Raw genomic sequence first — 17,998 nt, forward strand, 5'->3', positions numbered from 1 at the left:
AGGGAGTTTTCATTATCCCTCAGTTTAGCTCGATCGATCGATCTTAGCTGCGGGAATTGGCGATCGGAATCTCGATCGCGAATTCAGTCCCTTCTCCAATTGCGGATATGCACTCCAACCTCCCGCCGTGTTTGTCCACAACAATCTGATAGCTAATTGACAATCCCAAACCCGTCCCGTGACCAACTTGTTTGGTGGTGAAAAACGGATCGAAAATTTTCGATTTTACAGATTCATTCATTCCCATACCGTTATCTTTGATGCTAATTTTGACCCAATTTTCGGAAATAATAGAAGTAGTAATTGTCATCTGGATAGGGTTTGCTTCTATCTCCTCCCGTGAAGACTTTAGCTCTCGATCCCGCAGGGCATCAACCGCATTATTAATGATGTTCATAAACACCTGATTTAATTGTCCAGCATAACACTCTACCTTGGGCAAATCTCCATAGTTTTTAATAAAATTAATAGCAGAATGACCGGGTTTTTCTTTAGTTAAGTGCTGCAAAATTAACAAGGTGCTGTCAATTCCTTCGTGAATGTTAACGGGTTTCTTTTCACCTTCATCTACCCGCGCAAAGTTGCGTAAAGTCAGGACTATTTCGCGGATGCGCTCGGAGCCAACTTTCATTGAGGAAAGAGTTTTCAACAAATCTTCGCGCAAAAAGTCGATGTCAATTTTTTCCAGAAAAGCTTCAATCTCTGCATCTGTTTCGGGATACCTATCCTGGTACATTGCTAGCAATTTTAAAAGGTCGCCCGCGTAGTCATTGACATAGGTAATATTGCCGTAAATGAAGTTGACTGGATTGTTGATTTCGTGGGCAATACCAGCTACCAAAATGCCCAAAGCCGACATTTTTTCGGCTTCGATCAATTTGATCTGGGTCGTTTGCTGGTTTTCCAAAGCTTTTTCTAGCGTAGAGATTCTTGCTTTTAAAATATTTTCGGAATCTTTAAATTTGTCAGCGAGTGTTTTTAGCAAAGATTCTGTTTTTTGATTAATGGCTTGTAATTGGCTGCGTTCGGTTTCCGAACTTTCAAGTTTTTCCCGCAGAATTCGATTTTCATTTTCCAGCTCTTTGATTCTTTTTTCACAGTCTTTTGCTTCCATCGGCTATTATTTTGAACCTAAAAATAGTGTTATAACAGTTTTATTAGAAAATTTAGTTGCACCCTTTACCTAGTTAGAATCTCGGCGCACATCGCCTAGCCAATTTTGTCCGAAAATTTAAACACTTCCTTTATTTGGCTCGATCTAAAAATCTTATCTAATATACATTCAAAATGTCAACATATTAATAACAAATCTGGTTAAAACAGATCGCTACTTTTATTCCGCCCTCTCGCATTTGCGGGGTTTTCATCCGATTGTTGATAAATAAGCAGGCCGATCGCAAACTGATAAAGGCGGGCCCAGCGCGAAAAATTTCCCGATTTAGACCGCATTTGTACCAAACCAGCCGCCGATGCCAAGCGAAAATATAAAATGTGAGTGATCTCGACCGGGGGCGACGGGAAAAGTGATCTCGACTGGGCGCGCGATCGCCCACAACCAATCTCAAGTACCAAGGCACTTGCTCTATCCCAGAACGCAATCACACTATACCATTCCTCCGAAATCTCACTGCAATGTGTCGATCGTACTCACACACCCGCACCATTTTGTGCTAATAACTACTACTTGTGACAACATCGACACAGCAGTTTATATTTGGAGAGTAATTGATGTCAGGTAGCGAAGTTCGTGCAGACTTTTGGATGAGCGAGTACATTACCCCTTGGGATATTTACGTTCACGGCATCATCGCGGTGCTCGCTTACAAGAAAACAGCCTATCAAGAAATGTACGTAGTTCAGACCGGTACTTACGGCAAAGGCTTAGTTCTCGACGGCAAATGGCAATCTTGTACAGGCGACGAGTTTCTGTACCACGAACCCCTGGTACACCCAGCCATGATTTGTCACGGTTCACCCAAAAAAGTCCTCGTTCTCGGCGGCGGAGAAGGAGCTACAATTAGAGAAGTGCTGCGCTGGAAAACAGTTGAAAAAGTCGTGATGATCGACATTGACGGCGAAGTAGTAGAAGCTTGCCGCGAACACCTCCCAGAAATGCACCAAAATGCCTTTGACGACCCCCGCTGCGAAGTAGTAATCGGCGATGCTTTGGACTATTTAGACAACACAGACAAAGATTGGGATATTGTCATTTCTGACTTGTCCGATCCCATTGAAGAAGGCCCATCTTTCCAGTTGTTTACCAAGGAGTATTTTGAGAAAGTTCGCAGCGTAATGTCACCTAACGGATATTTCGTAGTGCAAGCGGGCCCCGTTTCTCCGGCAGAAATGAAAATGCACGCTCGCATTGTAAATACCCTGAAATCTGTTTTCTCCAATGTTCAATCCTGCACCAGCTTTATTTCTACTTATGGAGCTCCTTGGGGTTTTGCGGTAGCTTCTAATCAAGAAATTAATACGCGGCCCGAACCCGAAGCTACTGACAAATTACTCGCCGAGAAAACAACTGGCGGGTTGCGGATGTTCGACGGAATTACACTGTTGGGGTTGATGCAAGTTCCCGGTCACTTGCGGCAGGTAATCGCCGCTGAAACCGAAGTTTACACTATGGCAGCACCGCCTAAGTTTTTCGGGAAAGGCTCTGTCAGTCAGTGAAGTTAAATTGAAAGAGAAAACTCGTTTGGAATAACTGAGAGGAGCAATTTAAGTCGCATAGTCGCTGCAATTTTTGTTGCCCCTCTGGGCGTATTTATGACGGTCGGCATCGGCAGAGATTTTTGGATCAACCTGGTTCTAAGCTGTTTTTTCTTGTTTCCGGGTACAATCCACGCTGTTTGGGTGATTGCTAAGCACGATCGAGCTTAACTTGAGGGCAAATCCAGTTTTTGGATAATAAACAGGCAAGAGGAAATAAACTTTCTTTTGCCTGTTTTCACCAATTAATCTGGATTAAATCTGCGTTCATCCGCGTTCCTCTGCGGTTAAAAATAAAAAAATCTAATTCTTATGACAATTAGATTGCACCTCAATTTCTTCACAAACCAATTCAGCAATTTTTTTCGCCGCCCCGGATTCTCCTCGAACCGCACGCAAACGATCGCCCATTTGTGCTAATTTATCAGGATGGCTCAAATAGTCGATCGCCAATTGAGCTATTACTTCCGGTTCCAGCTTCCCAATTAACTCCGGCACAATCTCCTCCTGTGCCCAAATATTCGGCCAAGCATAAAGCTTTCCCTTTCCCAATTGCCAGATTAGCCAATTAATCGCAGTCGCAAAAGCTGAACCGACTAACGGCAAATTTGCCAGCAATCCCGGCAAACCGTCCCAAGCTTTCATCGCATCCAATTGCTGCGTCGGAATCAAAACAATCATCGGTACAGCTAACGAACCCAATTCGGCAGTATTGGCTCCCACAGTAGTTAAACACAGGCTGCATTCTGATAGCAAATCGTAGGCGGGCGTCTGCGTCCAAAGTTCTACTTGCAAGTTATTTGCTGTCTGCAAAAACGGCGGTTCCGTTAAATGAAGTTCGGCGCTGGCGTTCTCAAATAAATGCAGGCAAGGATTTTGTTCAGGGTCGGCAAAACGTGCTAGAGTTTGCACATCTATGGTAGGAGCAACGGGAATTACAAAGCGAGTATCAGGGCGGAGGCGGTGGATGGATTGGGCGATCGACAAACATAACGGTACACCTAAAGCTAATTTGGCGGCTTTAGAACCGGGCAACAATCCAATTAATTCTATTTTCCGTAGGGGCGGTGCCCCCGTGTCCGCCCTGTCCGATTTCCCGTTCCCTACTTCGGCGATCAAATCTCCGACAACTGTAAATTTATTAGCATATTTTTGGGGAATTTTAGCAAAAACTTCTGGTTTCATCGCCGCAAATTTGTCAATCCAGCGATACCACCGCGCGTCCCATTCAGCATAAATAACAGTGCGATATTTTAGCCTTTTGCCAATAACAACCGTAAAAAATTGATCGCCGCCTAAAAACAAAACAACTCCTGTTTCATACCAATCCCAATTTTCAGCAGTTTTGCCCGACAATAAGAATGGAAAAAAATGCTCCGGTGCTTGCACTCTGTCAACTTCTGGGTAGGAAGATGCGATTTGCGCTTCTTTCCCCGTGGCGTGCGGACAGGGGGACAGCACCACAGAGATGCGCGCTTGAGTGCCCGCGTTCCCCAATTGCTCGCGCAAAGCTTGCACGGCGGGACGCACCCAAGTTGCCAATTCTCCGGGGCCGTTGGAGAGGATTAAAATATCTACTGCCATAGGATTTAAGATTTGAAAGGATGCAAGGGAGATTTTATGACAGATTTAATTAATGCCGTCAAGACGGGTGATGTTGCGGCTGTAGAAAGTGCGATCGAACAGCGTGCAGATATCAATGCCAAAGATGAAGAAGGTACGACGGCTTTGACGGCTGCGGCTGAGGCTGGCAATTCGGCGATCGTCAACAAATTGCTGGGGGCTGGTGCGGATGTCAACAGTCAGGATAATGACGGGTGGACGCCGTTAATGAGTGCCGCTGCTGCCGGACATACGGAGATTGTACAGCTTTTGCTGGAGGCGGGGGCGGATGTGAATGCTAAAACTAATTTTGGTTTGACGGCTTTGATGAGTGCAGCAGGTAGCGGGCGCACTCAAGTTGTGGAAGTTTTAATCGATAAAGGAGCTGATATCAAAGCGTATGATAATAATACTTGGACTGCGTTAATTTGGGCGTCTTCTGAGGGTCACAAAGATGTGGTTGAGGTTTTGAAGCTAGCGCGCGATCGGGCTTAATTATTCACAGGAATTACGCATTAATGCCAGAGAAACCGGGTTTTTTACCTAGTCTGTGGACTATAACGAAGGATTTTCGTAATAAAACCCGGTTTCTGACTACCCCATGCCTAAATCCTAAATTCAGAAACTGCGTTGATTCTAAAAACCGGGTTTCTGATTAAACCCGGTTTATGAGACTCTGTGCGTAAGTCCCGTTAAAATTTCATCAACCTGGTTTCTAGCCCAGCAAAAAAGTAAACCTATCAATGCCAGATGGAGGAAATGTTAGTTGTTTCAAATTTAAGTCCGCACCTCCCTCAAGAATGGCAATTCTATCTCCTGCTGTTGAGATTACTAAATCTGCACCCACTGGAGATATTTGATAGTTACTGAGTTGGCCTGATAGCTGGAGTGCATCTCCCTGACTGGGGTTGAAGCCGCGAATGAGAGCCTCCCCCGGGCCTAAATACAAATCTTGAGTTGTGCGGCGGAAGCTAAAAGCCGAAAGCTGACTATTGTCATAAGCCAAAATAAAAGTATCAGCACCTTCGCTGCCAATCAAGGTATCAAATTCGTTGCTACCGTAGCTCAAATAACGGCCAGCAAAGTCAACTCCAATAATTGTCGATTTTCCCTTGCCAAAAGCAGTCACAACATCATTCCCAGAAGTCCCGACAAAAGTTGCAGAGCGATTTGTTTCAAATTGCCCAACTTTTGTATACTGATCGAGACCTGAAGCAAAACTTCCTGCTTGAACAGCCGCATCAACATCGGGATATTTTGCTAAATATCCAGCTTCCCAAAAGTTATCCAATACAGAAACTCGATCGAAAATCAAGAAATCAGGTTCCCGATTTTCTAGAAACGGCATATTCGCAACACCCTCGACTTCAGCAACGACTGGGACAATCCTAGAGCTTGGTAGTCCCTCAATCTGAAAATTTCCAGAAGCGTTAAACTGATAATTGTATTCGCCTCGCGTTCCCGCTACGCGGATCTTATCGGCTTGCGGGTCAAAGTTTTTAATCGTAGCTGCGCCACTGGCGACGATATACGAGAGGTAGAATTGATTATCCTTCACACCGAGAACGAAAGTATCACTACCTTGACCGCCAATGAGCGTATCGCGATCGTTACGAGGGGGTAAACTTTTTTCATAAACTCTATTTCCCGCTGCATCTAAAGATACTTCAACGCCAGTGATTTCAACTTTTCCTACACCAAATCCCGTTACAATGTCAGTGTCTTTAGTCCCGACAAATGTAGCCGATCGCGCTGGCTCAAATTGTCCAAATTTTCGGTAGTGTTCCCCACCTGTTTTGAAAACTCCCGCCTTGACTGCTGCTGCTACATCGGGGTTTTTCAGCAAGTATTCGGGTTCAAAAAAGGTGTTCGCATAAAGACCTTCTTTGGCTCCGAATTTGATAAAGTGTTCCAAACCCGATTTAAAAGTGCCGTTCTGTACAAACGGCACAAGTACGGGGTATCGTTTTAAATAAAATGCTTCGTCGTAGTCAGGTGATACTTGGGTGCGGCCTTCATCGTAACCAAACTGGATAAAGTGGTCTAAACCAGAGGCAAAAGGCGCGTTTGGATTGTTGGCGCTACGAACCAGGGGAGCAATATCTGGATTTTTAGATAGATAGGTTTCTTCGTCAAAGTACCGCGATACTTGGGTGAGGCCGCCGGCTTGACCGAATTTTTCAAAGTGTTCTCTGCCGGATTTGATAATTCCTGCATCAATAGCCGGTTTCACCCAAGGATATTGCGCCAGGTAGTATGGTTCGTCAAAAATGTCATAATTTGTCATAATTATCGCTCCAAGCTTAGTCTGCTTACTTGTCCATTAAACTTGACCGACTATACATAACTCTACTAACTCAGTATGTCAAGTTAATTATTGTTAAGCCTGTTTTAGTATTTTTTTTATGGCAAACAAAACAGTGCGATCGCCCTTTTTGTGAATGTGCGATCGCCACAAACAAAATCAACACCGACTAATTAATCGCTTCGATATTTCTAGCCGAATAAAGTTCTCAATTCACCAAATACTGGCAATCGATTCAAGCTCAGATTTCCACCGCCTTCAATTACAGCGATCGTGTCAGAACTGACTTGGATTGCTAAATCTCGATTATTGTTGATCGGAAATATACTGTATTGATAGCCAAATGTTAACTGAATGCGATCTTGACCTTTGGTAAAATTCTGAATTGTAGCCCAACCTTGCCCCTGGTATAACCCTTGATCGACGCTCAACAATTGCCCTCTATTTGTCGTAGTTAGGAATGTACGACCCAACACGAATGTATCGCTACCGCTACCGCCAATGAGAGTATCGAATTCATCGCTGCCCTGACTTTTATACTGTCGGTTGCCGTTAATATCTACACCTAATTCAACTCCAATTAATTCAACATTTCCCACCCCGAAACCAGTAAGGATATCATTGCCGGAAGTTCCGAAAAAAGTCGCAGAGGGACGAACGGACTCAAATTGCCCGAATTTTCGGTAGTGTTCTCCGCCCGTTTGAAAATCTCCCGCCTTAACTGCTGCTGCTACAGGCGGGTTGTCTAGCAAGTATTGTTCTTCAAAAAAGGTGTTCGCATAAAGACCTTCTTTCGATCCGAATTTGACAAAGTGCTCAAATCCTGATTTAAAAGTTCCGTTCTCTACAAACGGAGCCAGTACGGGATATCTTTTTAAGTAAAATGCTTCGTCGTAGTCAGGCGATACTCGCGTGCGACCTTCTTCGTAACCATATTGGATAAAGTGATCTAAGCCTGAAGCAAAAGGCGCGTTTGGGTTGACTGTGCGGACAAAGGGTTTAAGCTCTGGATTTCCCTCAAGGTAAGTTTCTTCGTCAAAGTACCGCGATATTTTTGTGAGGCCGCTGGCTTGACCGTATTTTTCAAAGTGTTCTCTTCCAGATTGGATGATGCCTGCATCAATGGCTGGTTTCAGCCACGGATATTGCGAAAGGTAGTATTGTTCGTCGAAGATATCGTAATTCATAGTTACCTGTTTAAAGAATGTAAAGTGCGATCTTTTTTATAGAACCATCGCCCACCACCTATAAAAAATCATTAGTCATTAGCTAATGACTAATGACTAATGACTAATGACTAATGACTAATGACTAATGACTAATGACCAATGACTATCCAATCAAGAAAGTACCGTTACCGTTAGTTTCTTGGAAAGTTAAACCCAAGGTTGCTCCTCCTTCAATCACGCCGAGCGGATCTCCAAAACGCTGGATTGACAAATTGTTGCCAACCGGAGTCAGGCTGTAGCCGTCGTTTAAAGAATTTCCTTGCAGTTGGATAAAATCGCTTTCTATGTTGAAGTTACGAATCGTAGCTTGACCGTTACCCAAATACAGCGGTGTCGGGGTGACATTCCCGGCTGTAGCAGGAACTCCCAGTACGAATGTATCAGCTCCCGGACTGCCAATCAGGACATCGAATTCATTGGTGCCAAAGCTTTCATACTGCCGGTTGCCCCTGGGATCGATACCTACTTCCACTCCAATCAGTTCGGTATTCCCCACACCAACACCAGTGAGAATATCGGTGCTGCGGCTACCAACAAAAGTTGCGTCGCGGCTTGGCTCATTTTTCCCGAAATTGAAGTAGTGATCCCGACCAGTTCTCAGGGCTCCAGAGTTTATAAACGGCACAATGTCGGGGTTTTCTCTTAAGTATTCCGGTTCAAAAAATGAAGTTCCAAAACGACCTTCTTTTGAGCCGAATTGAATGAAATGCTGGTATCCCGATTTGAAAGGTGCATTGGGGCCGACAAACGATCGCAACTCTGAGTTATTTGCTAAATAAAAATCTTCGCTGTACTCAGGCGATACTGCGCTGCGGCGCTGTCCTTCTTCATAACCGAACTGAATCAAGTGATCGAGCCCACTCGCAAACGGCGCGTTTGGATTGATAGTGCGGACGAACGGTCTGAGGTCTGTGTTGACAGTAAGGTAAGTATTTTCGTCAAAATAACGCGATACTTTGGTTAGACCGCTGGCTTGACCGAATTTTTGAAAGTGTTCTAGTCCTGATTTGATGACTCCGGCATCAATGGCTGGTTTGATCCAAGGATATGAGGCAAGGTAAAATTGTTCGTCGAAAACTGCGTAGTTAGCCATGTTTTCCCCCTAATGTTTTGATGAGCTTGATAGTCCATAGCACTTAGCTTTCCATGAACTCGATCGCCAATCAGGAATTTAGACAAAACAGACGTTATGAAATGGTTTTAAATTCCTGGTAAAATGTCAATCTTTGTGACTCAGCACTTATCCGAAAGCTACATTCTGCTTTCAGAAATTATGCCTTTTTCCCCTCAGTTAATTGAGCGATCGCAAGTTTGATCACTTCTACAAAACTTGGAACTTTTTTCAGGATTTCTTTCTCAATCGTTGGTTAATTTTTAATTATTTTTCTCCCTGTTATTACTTAGTTACATACAAATAGCCTTATGTCAAGTAAATCTTTGTAAATAAAAACTGGAGTATTTGCTCAAGGAATTTATAAAAAAATGTAACGAAAATTTGACCTAAATTTGTCGAATTGTGTCATGTGCAGGCTCAAATCGCCTAATGGCAAGCATTTTCTGGTAAAAATGCTTATGGGATAAAAAAATTCCCGATTCGCGAAAACAGCATCTTAAAGGAGCCTAACCGGATGTTCACTCACGTCAAGCCCACCATTCGCCACGTCGTGCCGGAAAACTTGCAGGGGCGATCGCTCATGAAGGTGGTCTATGTCGTACTAGAACCGCAGTATCAAAGCGCCCTGTCGGCAGCGGTTCGATCGATAAACAAGAAAAATCCGAATTTGGCAATAGAAATCAGCGGCTACCTGATCGAGGAACTCCGCAGCCCGGAAAATTACGAGGCCTTCAAGCGGGATGTGGCGGATGCCAATGTATTTATTGCTTCTCTAATTTTCATCGAAGATTTGGCCGAAAAAGTGGTAGCGGCGGTGGAACCGCTGCGCGACAGCTTGGATGTCGCCGTCGTCTTCCCGTCGATGCCGGGGGTGATGCGCCTCAATAAAATGGGCAGTTTCTCGATGGCACAATTGGGACAAAGCAAAAGTGCGATCGGCGAATTCATGAAAAAACGGAAGGAAAAATCCGGGAGTTCCTTCCAAGACGGAATGCTGAAACTGCTGCAAACTTTGCCGAAAGTGCTGAAATATTTGCCCATCGACAAAGCCCAAGATGCGCGCAACTTCATGCTGAGTTTCCAGTATTGGCTGGGCGGTTCCCAAGAAAACTTGGAAAACTTCTTGCTGATGCTGTCACATAAATATGTATTCAAAGGCCAAGAACAGCTAACTTTCCAAGAGCCCGTTGTCTACCCGGATATGGGAATTTGGCATCCCTTGGCACCGTCGATGTTTGAGGATGTAAAAGGATATCTCACCTGGTACAACGCCCGCAAAGATATTTCGGCAGACCTCAAAGACCCCCTCGCACCTTGCATCGGCTTGGTGTTGCAGCGGACTCACTTAGTCACCGGAGATGACGCGCACTATGTAGCAATGGTGCAGGAATTGGAGGCAATGGGGGCGCGGGTGGTGCCGATTTTTGCCGGCGGTTTGGACTTCTCGAAACCAGTCGAAACTTTTTTCTTGGAAGTTGGGACCAAAGGTGTGGCACCGCTGCCGATAGTTGATGCGGTGGTTTCTCTGACTGGTTTTGCGCTGGTGGGCGGCCCGGCGAAACAAGATCACCCGAAGGCGATCGAGACTTTGAAAAAGCTAAACTGCCCTTACATGGTGGCTTTGCCGCTGGTTTTCCAAACGACGGAAGAGTGGGAAAATAGCGATTTAGGCTTGCACCCGATTCAAGTTGCTTTGCAAATTGCCATTCCTGAGTTGGATGGCGCGATCGAACCGATTATTTTGTCGGGAAGAGATGGCGCAACTGGCAAGGCGATCGCCCTACAAGACCGGATCGAAGCAATTTCCCAGCGCGCCATGAAATGGGCAATGCTGCGCCGCAAACCAAAATTAGATAAAAAAGTTGCGATCACAGTTTTCAGTTTCCCGCCGGACAAAGGCAACGTCGGAACAGCCGCTTATTTGGACGTTTTCGGCTCGATTTACCAAGTATTGAAAGCCTTAAAAGGCAACGGTTACGACTTGCCAGAATTGCCGGAGTCCGCCGAAAAACTGATGCAAGAAGTCATCCACGACGCAACAGCCCAATACCAAAGTCCGGAATTAAATGTTGCTTACCGGATGTCGGTAGCTGAATACGAAGAATTCACTCCTTACTCGGAACGCTTGCAAGAAAATTGGGGCCCGCCTCCGGGACATTTGAACAGCGACGGACAAAATTTGCTGATTTTCGGCAAACATTTCGGCAATGTGTTTATCGGAGTGCAACCTACTTTTGGATACGAAGGCGATCCGATGCGGTTGTTATTCTCTCGTTCTGCCAGCCCGCACCACGGTTTTGCTGCTTACTATACATATTTGGAGCGCATTTGGGGTGCGGATGCGGTGCTGCACTTTGGCACTCACGGTTCCCTAGAATTCATGCCCGGTAAGCAGATGGGAATGTCTGGGGATTGTTATCCCGACAGTTTGATCGGCAAAATTCCTAACCTCTATTATTACGCCGCCAACAATCCCAGCGAGGCAACAATTGCCAAGCGCCGCAGTTATGCTGAAACAATCAGCTATCTGACTCCTCCGGCTGAAAATGCTGGTTTGTACAAAGGTTTGCAGGAACTCAGCGAGTTAATTGCTTCTTATCAAACTTTGAAAGAGACTGGGCGCGGTGTGCCGATTGTGGATGCGATCGTCGAAAAATGCCGTTTGGTGAATTTGGACAAAGATATCGCCCTACCTCCCGAACAAGAAAGAGGGGTTGCTGCGGGAATGACTTCGGAGGAACGGGACAATTTAGTTGGCTTGGTTTACCGCAAGTTGATGGAGATTGAGTCGCGGTTGTTACCTTGCGGTTTGCACGTTATCGGTAAGCCGCCGACTGCTGAAGAGGCGATCGCAACTTTGGTAAATATCGCCAATTTAGACCGCGAAGAAGACGGGCTGATCAGCTTGCCACGGATTATTGCTAACAGTCTCGGACGCGATATCGGCGAAATTTACACTAACAGCGACAAAGGCATTTTAAGTGATGTCGAATTGCTGCAAAACATCACCTTGGCCTGTCGGGATGCCGTTGGCGCTTTGGTGAAGGAACAAACCGACGCTGAGGGCCGAGTTTCCCTTGTTTCTAAGTTGAATTTCTTCAACATGGGCAAGAAAACACCTTGGGTTGAAGCCTTGCACGCCGCAGGTTACAAAAAAATCGATCCAGAACCGATTAAACCGCTGTTTGAGTATCTGGAATTCTGCTTGCAGCAAGTTTGTGCCGACAACGAATTAGGCGCTTTGTTGCGCGCGTTAGAAGGCGAGTATGTTCTGCCTGGCCCCGGTGGCGATCCGATTCGCAACCCGGATGTTTTGCCGACTGGCAAGAATATGCACGCTTTGGACCCGCAGTCAATCCCTACAACGGGGGCGGTGAAGTCTGCTAAGGTTGTAGTCGATCGGCTGTTAGAAAGACAGCGCGTTGATAACGGCGGAAATTACCCAGAGACGATCGCCGTTGTGTTGTGGGGAACCGACAACATCAAGACTTACGGCGAATCCCTCGCCCAAGTAATGTGGATGGTGGGAGTGAAGCCAGTTCCCGACGCATTGGGCCGGGTAAACAAACTCGAATTGCTTTCTTTAGAAGAGTTGGGACGCCCTCGGGTCGACGTAGTAATTAACTGTTCCGGCGTATTCCGCGACTTGTTCATCAACCAAATGAATTTGTTAGATAAAGCCGTGAAAATGGCAGCAGAAGCCGACGAACCGTTAGAGATGAACTTCGTCCGCAAACACGCCCTGAAGCAAGCGGAAGAAATGGGAATTAACCTGCGGCAAGCAGCAACCCGCGTATTTTCCAATGCCTCTGGTTCCTATTCATCTAACGTCAACTTGGCGGTGGAAAACAGCACTTGGGAAAGCGAAGCCGAGTTGCAGGAAATGTACTTAACTCGCAAATCCTTCGCCTTTTCTTCCGACAATCCGGGAACAATGGAACAAGATCGGCAGATTTTTGAATCATCCTTGAAAACTGCGGAAGTGACATTCCAAAACTTGGATTCTGCCGAGATTTCCCTAACCGACGTGTCGCACTATTTCGACTCCGACCCGACTAAGTTGATCGGCAGTTTGCGCGCAGATGGGAAAAAACCAACATCCTTTGTTGCTGATACAACCACAGCCAACGCGCAGGTGCGGACGCTATCAGAAACCGTGCGTTTAGATTCGCGGACTAAGCTGCTGAATCCGAAGTGGTACGAGGGGATGTTGTCGCACGGTTATGAAGGCGTGCGGGAGATTTCTAAGCGTCTGGTGAATACAACTGGATGGAGTGCGACGGCGGGCGCTGTGGATAATTGGGTGTATGAGGATGTCAACACTACGTTTATCCAAGATGAGGAGATGCAGAAGCGTTTGCTTAACTTAAATCCTCATTCGTTCCGCAAGATTGTCAGCACTTTGCTTGAGGTGAATGGCCGGGGTTATTGGGAAACTTCGGAGAACAATTTGGATCGTCTGCGTGAGTTGTATCAGGAGGTGGAAGACCGGATTGAGGGGGTAGAATAAACCTCCGAATTTCGGACGATAGCCTTTAATCTGTAGGGACACAGCATTGCTGTGTCCTTATATTTTTGGGAGGGTTTTGATGAGTAGGAAGCGATCGCCCTCAAGACTGACTTGATATGTTACCATCGTTAATAAAGGTCGTTTAGCCACGATAAAATACCGCTATGACTACCCTCACCCTCAACCTCAATCCAATTATTAAGCTAACAGACGATCAGTTTTTTCAACTCTGTCAGGAGAATGAAAATATTAGATTGGAACGCACAGCGAAAGGAGAATTAATTATCATGTCACCAGCAGGAGGAGAAACTGGAAACAGCAATGCAGGATTAACAGCACAGATTTGGATTTGGAATGAGTCACATAAATTGGGTAAAGTGTTTGATTCCTCAACCGGATTCAAACTTCCCAATGGGGCCGATCGCTCTCCTGACGCTTCTTGGGTAAAATTAGAACGCTGGGATGGACTAACCCGCGAACAACAAAAGAAATTCCCCCCCCTTTGTCCTGATTTTGTCGTCGAGTTAATGTCTCCCAGCGATAGTTTGAAAGAAACTCAGGATAAGATGAAAGAATATCGAGATAACGGTGCTGTTTTAGGTTGGTTAATTAATCGCAAGTCGCGACAAGTAGAAATTTACCGTCAGAATCAAGAAGTGGAAGTGCTAGAATCTCCAGCCGCTGTATCAGGTGAAGATGTTCTTCCCGGATTTATTTTGAATCTTGAATCAATCTGGTAAAGTGCGTGAAGCGAAGCTATCCCGCAGGGAATCGCACGTGTCCAATGTTCAATAGAGTAAAATAGAGTTAAAGTTCTCGTGGAGTATTTGCAATGGTTCCAACCCTGGCGTACAGTAAAGAAGAGCTTGCAGGTTCTCACCTGGTTTTACATGATATCAGTTGGGAAACCTACGAACACTTGTTAGAAATATTTGCGGAACGTTCAACGCCGCGCATGACTTACTACCAAGGGACTTTAGAACTAATGGTACCTTTACCAGAACATGAGAGGTATAGCTGGACTCTCGGACGATTAATTGTAGCCCTTTCTGAGGAAATTGGGATTGAAATTATCGGATTAAAATCATCTACTTGGCGTTCGGAACCGAAAAAAGCGGGCAACGAAGCTGATGAATGTTTTTATATCCAAAATGAAGCTTTAATGCGGGGAAAGTTAACTATCGACCTCAAAAATGACCCGCCGCCAGACTTAGCTGTGGAAATTGATTTGACTAGCTCATCTATCCATAAAATGGCGGTTTATGCGGAACTTAAAGTGCCGGAGGTTTGGGTTTGGAAGAAGGGGAAACTAATAATTAATATTTTAAATGATACGGGTTATGTCGAATCGGAAACCAGTTTGGCATTTGGCTCGTTTCCTGTCAAAGAACTCGCACAGTTTATGCACTTAGACTCAGAAAAGGGAGAGAATGCCAGAATTAGAGAGTTTAGAGAGTGGGTGCGATCGCACTTACATTAAATCTGGGTTTGTTACCCCCTTTATCAGTCGGCGGTTGAAACCGCTTCTACACAAACTTAGTCCGCGTAGGCGGACTAAGAATACTGAGTTTTTACATACTGTTTCAGCACGGGATTTAAACTAAACAAAGTTATCTGTTCCTGTTCCTGCGTATCCAATAAAAAGCGATTTGCGATCGATCGCACTGCATTGACTATTTCTGACGGCGAAAATGGTATTTTGTTGAAAATTTGCGACACAGCAACGGGTTCAGGTTGATTAGCCAGGTGAGTCATGACTGCCAACTCTGCCGGAGTCAAACGGCCAAAAGGTTTAGATAACTGAGATTGCAACCCTTCATCTAAAATCGGCATCTCACACTGCAAAAACTCAGAAACTCTCCCCCCAAACAACTCTTGAATCAGCGTTGCAGTGAACTCCAACCACAGGGGATTTCCTTGATAAATATCAATCAATGTTTCCCATGTTTCCTGATCGGATAACTTTTGTGAGTTCAAAATCTCTTTAGCTGCTACTCCTAAACTTCCCAATACAAAACATCGCACGGGATGATTATCTTTTGATAATCTGGCAATTTCTCTGGGTTTTTCCCAACTATTCAATATTAAACAACTTTGATGAGAAACTTCGGCAATTAGTTTAAAAAATAACTGATAATCTTCATATCCAGTTTTATATTGTCCTGCGATTTGTCCGCTGCCCAAAAGCATCTGCACGTCATCGAGGACAATCAAACATCGGTTTTTTCGCAGGTAATCGAGGATTTGGGAAATTTTGGTTTCGATGCTTTGGGGAGTTTCTGATTGTTGGGAAAAGATTTGCACCAGGTTGGTGAGGGTTGCATCGAGGGTTGGGGAAAAGCGGAGGCTGCGATAGATGACGTAATCGAATTGGGTTTTGATGCGATCGATCAGGCTTAGGGAGAGGGTTGTTTTGCCGATTCCGCTGATTCCCAGGAGTGCGATTAAGCGAGTATGTTCCTGTGTTATCCAGTTTTCGAGGGTGGAGAGTTCGGAAGTGCGATCGAAAAAGGTGAAGATTTCGGGTGCGTCGCCTAAGTCAATGTGGAGTTGTTTAGGAGTTTGTTGAGGGTTTTGGGGTTTTGTTGGACTTCTCGCCCTTTCTTGACAAACATTGAGGTTATTATTAACTGTTACATTCTCGCTTCCAATAGTTGGTGAAAAATTAGTGTAAAATTTTGACCTTTCCAGTATCGCTCTAACATTTACTTTGCTAACTTCTTCGCCGAAGACATCTGATAGTATCTTCCATAATTCAGATGCAGCCACTCTAACATAACCTTCACTACAATCACGGTCTTGCGCTATTTTGGTGGCATATTTTCGACCTTGGATCACTTCTTTTAAAATAGCTTCTTGTAGGTCGTCTAAGTGCTTCCCTGTTTTAGAAAAAACTTTTTCATCGGCAAATCTTAAGACTTCGTTAAGCTCCATAGATCGCGTCTGGGGTAATTTTTACTGATTATAACTTATTTTTTATAACTTTTTAGATAACAAAATATAACATTTTCTAAAGTGAGTGGGTGGGCGATGGCGCAATGGGGTCATTGTATGATTTTTGGAGTAGAGGTTGGCTGCACTGAAGTCGATCGTGCTACAACCGGGCTTGTCAATATTTCTGGCATTTGCGGGGTGTCTGGGGTAAGTCCCGACAGTTCCGAATTACACGACTTAGAATTTCGCACATTATGTAGATTATACCTGACTAGGAGTCAACAATGGCTAAAGATAAAATTGGTGAAGTTAAAACGCCATCCGGTTCTACATACTATGTTTATTGGGACAAAGGTACTGGCGAAGTATATGTTGGCAGTGAGTCTGCTGGTAAAGCCGACTCAAAGGGTGAGGCTTTGCGTAAAGCTGACTACTACGCAACTACGCTTAAAAAATTGAAGGATTGATTGAGAAAAGTTGCGATCGCTTCTTCTAATCTACTATGGGGTAGTGGGAAGGATGGGAGAGGGATTAATAAGGCGCGATTGGTTCCCTGAAAAAAGGAAAAAGTCCTGTTAATTGCCTAAATTTATTATTTGCTAGTAACTACATAAGTAATTTGGGAGGATGTCAGTATGAAATTATCCATAGATCGTCAAGAGAAAAAAGGTTTTTTTGGCGGAACTTACTACGAATCTTATATCCAATTGATTTTGACTGAAGAAGAGGAAAAACTTGCCCAAAAAATGGGTTTGATGAGCGCAAACATTTTTCATTGGGAGTCGTCTCAACAAGATCAACAGGTACTTCTTACATTGACAAACAAATCTAGCTCTGCTCGTCTAAGCTTTAAAGAGTTAACTAGGGGTATCACAGCAAAAAGTATGGGCGAAATGGATCTCAATCGTCTAGCTTTTACTGAAGATAGGATGCGGGAAAAGTGCAAGCAAATTAAAGTGGCGATGGACAATTATATTTCACAAAAAAATGCAGTGAGCAAGGGAAAATATGAAGAAGAATTTTAGAAATATATAGAGTGTCTAGCTAATTAGATGCCTAGCAAAGGAATTAAAAATTAGTAAGATATGGAAAAAAAACATGGAAACTAGACCTGTACAAATGTCAGATATTCGAGTTCCTAATAGAAGCGAACTCAATGAGGGAAAAATAAAGTCAATAGAAAATTCTCCTGACTCTATCTCAAGTCTACTCCACTCCAAGACAGATCCTATAGCCCTGCATAAGGGTAAACCTCCTTACGAAGTTTATAGTGGAAGACACAGAGTTTATGTAGCTTTTCAGAAGGGAATTAAGCTAATTCCAGCAGTTTTTACTTAATAATCAGCGCTCGCCCTTATCTTCCCGAAGTGCGATCGCCCTTATCTTCCCCTAAGTGCGATCGCCCTTATTTATAGACATCACCGCGAGAACCAATCTGAGTCACAACATATACCTGGTTATCCGTATCTTCTACAAAAAGTATCGGATATTTACCCACTCGCAGCCGGAACTCAAGACGGCTCTCCTGAGTTTATGGTGTAAAATGTACATACTAATACATTTACCATTATGAGCTTCCATCTAGACTATCT

The 17,998-nt window shown here is 44.5% G+C and carries 15 protein-coding genes; 9 read left to right on the top strand and 6 right to left on the bottom strand.

All coding sequences use genetic code 11. The features are described from left to right. Nucleotides 1-43 precede the first annotated feature (43 nt). On the bottom strand, nucleotides 44-1,114 hold the full coding sequence (locus QUB06_RS14260) for an ATP-binding protein (RefSeq protein WP_333435796.1): 1,071 nt from the start codon (nucleotides 1,112-1,114) through the stop codon (nucleotides 44-46). 409 nt (nucleotides 1,115-1,523) lie between these two features. Between QUB06_RS14260 and QUB06_RS14265 the strand changes: the two genes are divergently transcribed. The 3 genes from QUB06_RS14265 to QUB06_RS14275 are packed head-to-tail and all read left to right on the top strand — an operon-like array spanning nucleotide 1,524 to nucleotide 2,883. Continuing rightward, nucleotides 1,524-1,739, top strand: coding sequence for a hypothetical protein (locus tag QUB06_RS14265; protein WP_333435797.1), 216 nt, complete (start codon nucleotides 1,524-1,526; stop codon nucleotides 1,737-1,739). Beyond that, the gene (locus QUB06_RS14270) at nucleotides 1,729-2,673 is read left to right on the top strand and encodes a fused MFS/spermidine synthase (protein WP_333435798.1); all 945 of its coding nucleotides are present in this window, start codon (nucleotides 1,729-1,731) and stop codon (nucleotides 2,671-2,673) included. Before QUB06_RS14265 ends, QUB06_RS14270 begins: the two co-directional genes overlap by 11 nt. Nucleotides 2,674-2,730: 57 nt before the next feature. After that, nucleotides 2,731-2,883: a YqaE/Pmp3 family membrane protein gene (locus tag QUB06_RS14275; RefSeq protein ID WP_333435809.1), complete on the top strand. Its 153-nt coding sequence runs from the start codon at nucleotides 2,731-2,733 to the stop codon at nucleotides 2,881-2,883. A gap of 132 nt (nucleotides 2,884-3,015) precedes the next feature. On the opposite strand, the gene QUB06_RS14280 is transcribed toward QUB06_RS14275, so the two are convergent. Then, the gene (locus QUB06_RS14280; protein WP_333435799.1) at nucleotides 3,016-4,296 is read right to left on the bottom strand and encodes a lipid-A-disaccharide synthase; all 1,281 of its coding nucleotides are present in this window, start codon (nucleotides 4,294-4,296) and stop codon (nucleotides 3,016-3,018) included. A gap of 36 nt (nucleotides 4,297-4,332) precedes the next feature. On the opposite strand from QUB06_RS14280, the gene QUB06_RS14285 reads away from it, so the two are divergent. Next, a complete protein-coding gene (locus QUB06_RS14285; RefSeq protein ID WP_333435800.1) occupies nucleotides 4,333-4,809 on the top strand; it encodes an ankyrin repeat domain-containing protein in 477 nt (158 codons plus the stop codon). A gap of 220 nt (nucleotides 4,810-5,029) precedes the next feature. Here the strand turns inward: QUB06_RS14285 and QUB06_RS14290 are convergent, their stop codons facing one another. The 3 genes from QUB06_RS14290 to QUB06_RS14300 form a co-directional block, all read right to left on the bottom strand. After that, entirely contained in the window at nucleotides 5,030-6,601 is a 1,572-nt protein-coding gene (locus QUB06_RS14290) for a hypothetical protein (RefSeq protein ID WP_333435801.1), read from the bottom strand. A gap of 209 nt (nucleotides 6,602-6,810) precedes the next feature. Next, the gene (locus tag QUB06_RS14295; protein ID WP_333435802.1) at nucleotides 6,811-7,806 is read right to left on the bottom strand and encodes a calcium-binding protein; all 996 of its coding nucleotides are present in this window, start codon (nucleotides 7,804-7,806) and stop codon (nucleotides 6,811-6,813) included. A 145-nt stretch (nucleotides 7,807-7,951) separates the two neighbouring features. Further along, complete coding sequence (locus QUB06_RS14300; protein WP_333435803.1) at nucleotides 7,952-8,941, bottom strand: calcium-binding protein; 990 nt, start codon at nucleotides 8,939-8,941, stop codon at nucleotides 7,952-7,954. A 535-nt stretch (nucleotides 8,942-9,476) separates the two neighbouring features. On the opposite strand from QUB06_RS14300, the gene QUB06_RS14305 reads away from it, so the two are divergent. From QUB06_RS14305 to QUB06_RS14315, 3 genes are all read left to right on the top strand, one after another. Next, a complete protein-coding gene (locus QUB06_RS14305; protein WP_333435804.1) occupies nucleotides 9,477-13,472 on the top strand; it encodes a magnesium chelatase subunit H in 3,996 nt (1,331 codons plus the stop codon). Nucleotides 13,473-13,636: 164 nt separating this feature from the next. Continuing rightward, nucleotides 13,637-14,212: a Uma2 family endonuclease gene (locus QUB06_RS14310; protein ID WP_333435805.1), complete on the top strand. Its 576-nt coding sequence runs from the start codon at nucleotides 13,637-13,639 to the stop codon at nucleotides 14,210-14,212. Between the two features lie 92 nt (nucleotides 14,213-14,304). Further along, nucleotides 14,305-14,952: a Uma2 family endonuclease gene (locus QUB06_RS14315; RefSeq protein WP_333435806.1), complete on the top strand. Its 648-nt coding sequence runs from the start codon at nucleotides 14,305-14,307 to the stop codon at nucleotides 14,950-14,952. A gap of 74 nt (nucleotides 14,953-15,026) precedes the next feature. Here QUB06_RS14315 and QUB06_RS14320 read toward each other — a convergent pair whose 3' ends face one another. Next, on the bottom strand, nucleotides 15,027-16,406 hold the full coding sequence (locus QUB06_RS14320; protein ID WP_333435807.1) for an ATP-binding protein: 1,380 nt from the start codon (nucleotides 16,404-16,406) through the stop codon (nucleotides 15,027-15,029). A gap of 284 nt (nucleotides 16,407-16,690) precedes the next feature. Here QUB06_RS14320 and QUB06_RS14325 point away from each other — a divergent pair, with 284 nt between their 5' ends. Beyond that, on the top strand, nucleotides 16,691-16,873 hold the full coding sequence (locus QUB06_RS14325; RefSeq protein ID WP_333371563.1) for a hypothetical protein: 183 nt from the start codon (nucleotides 16,691-16,693) through the stop codon (nucleotides 16,871-16,873). A 168-nt stretch (nucleotides 16,874-17,041) separates the two neighbouring features. Beyond that, nucleotides 17,042-17,431, top strand: coding sequence for a hypothetical protein (locus QUB06_RS14330; RefSeq protein ID WP_333435808.1), 390 nt, complete (start codon nucleotides 17,042-17,044; stop codon nucleotides 17,429-17,431). The last annotated feature ends 567 nt before the right edge of the window (nucleotides 17,432-17,998 follow it).

Source organism: Microcoleus sp. D2_18a_D3 (assembly GCF_036702455.1).
Classification (GTDB): domain Bacteria; phylum Cyanobacteriota; class Cyanobacteriia; order Cyanobacteriales; family Microcoleaceae; genus Microcoleus.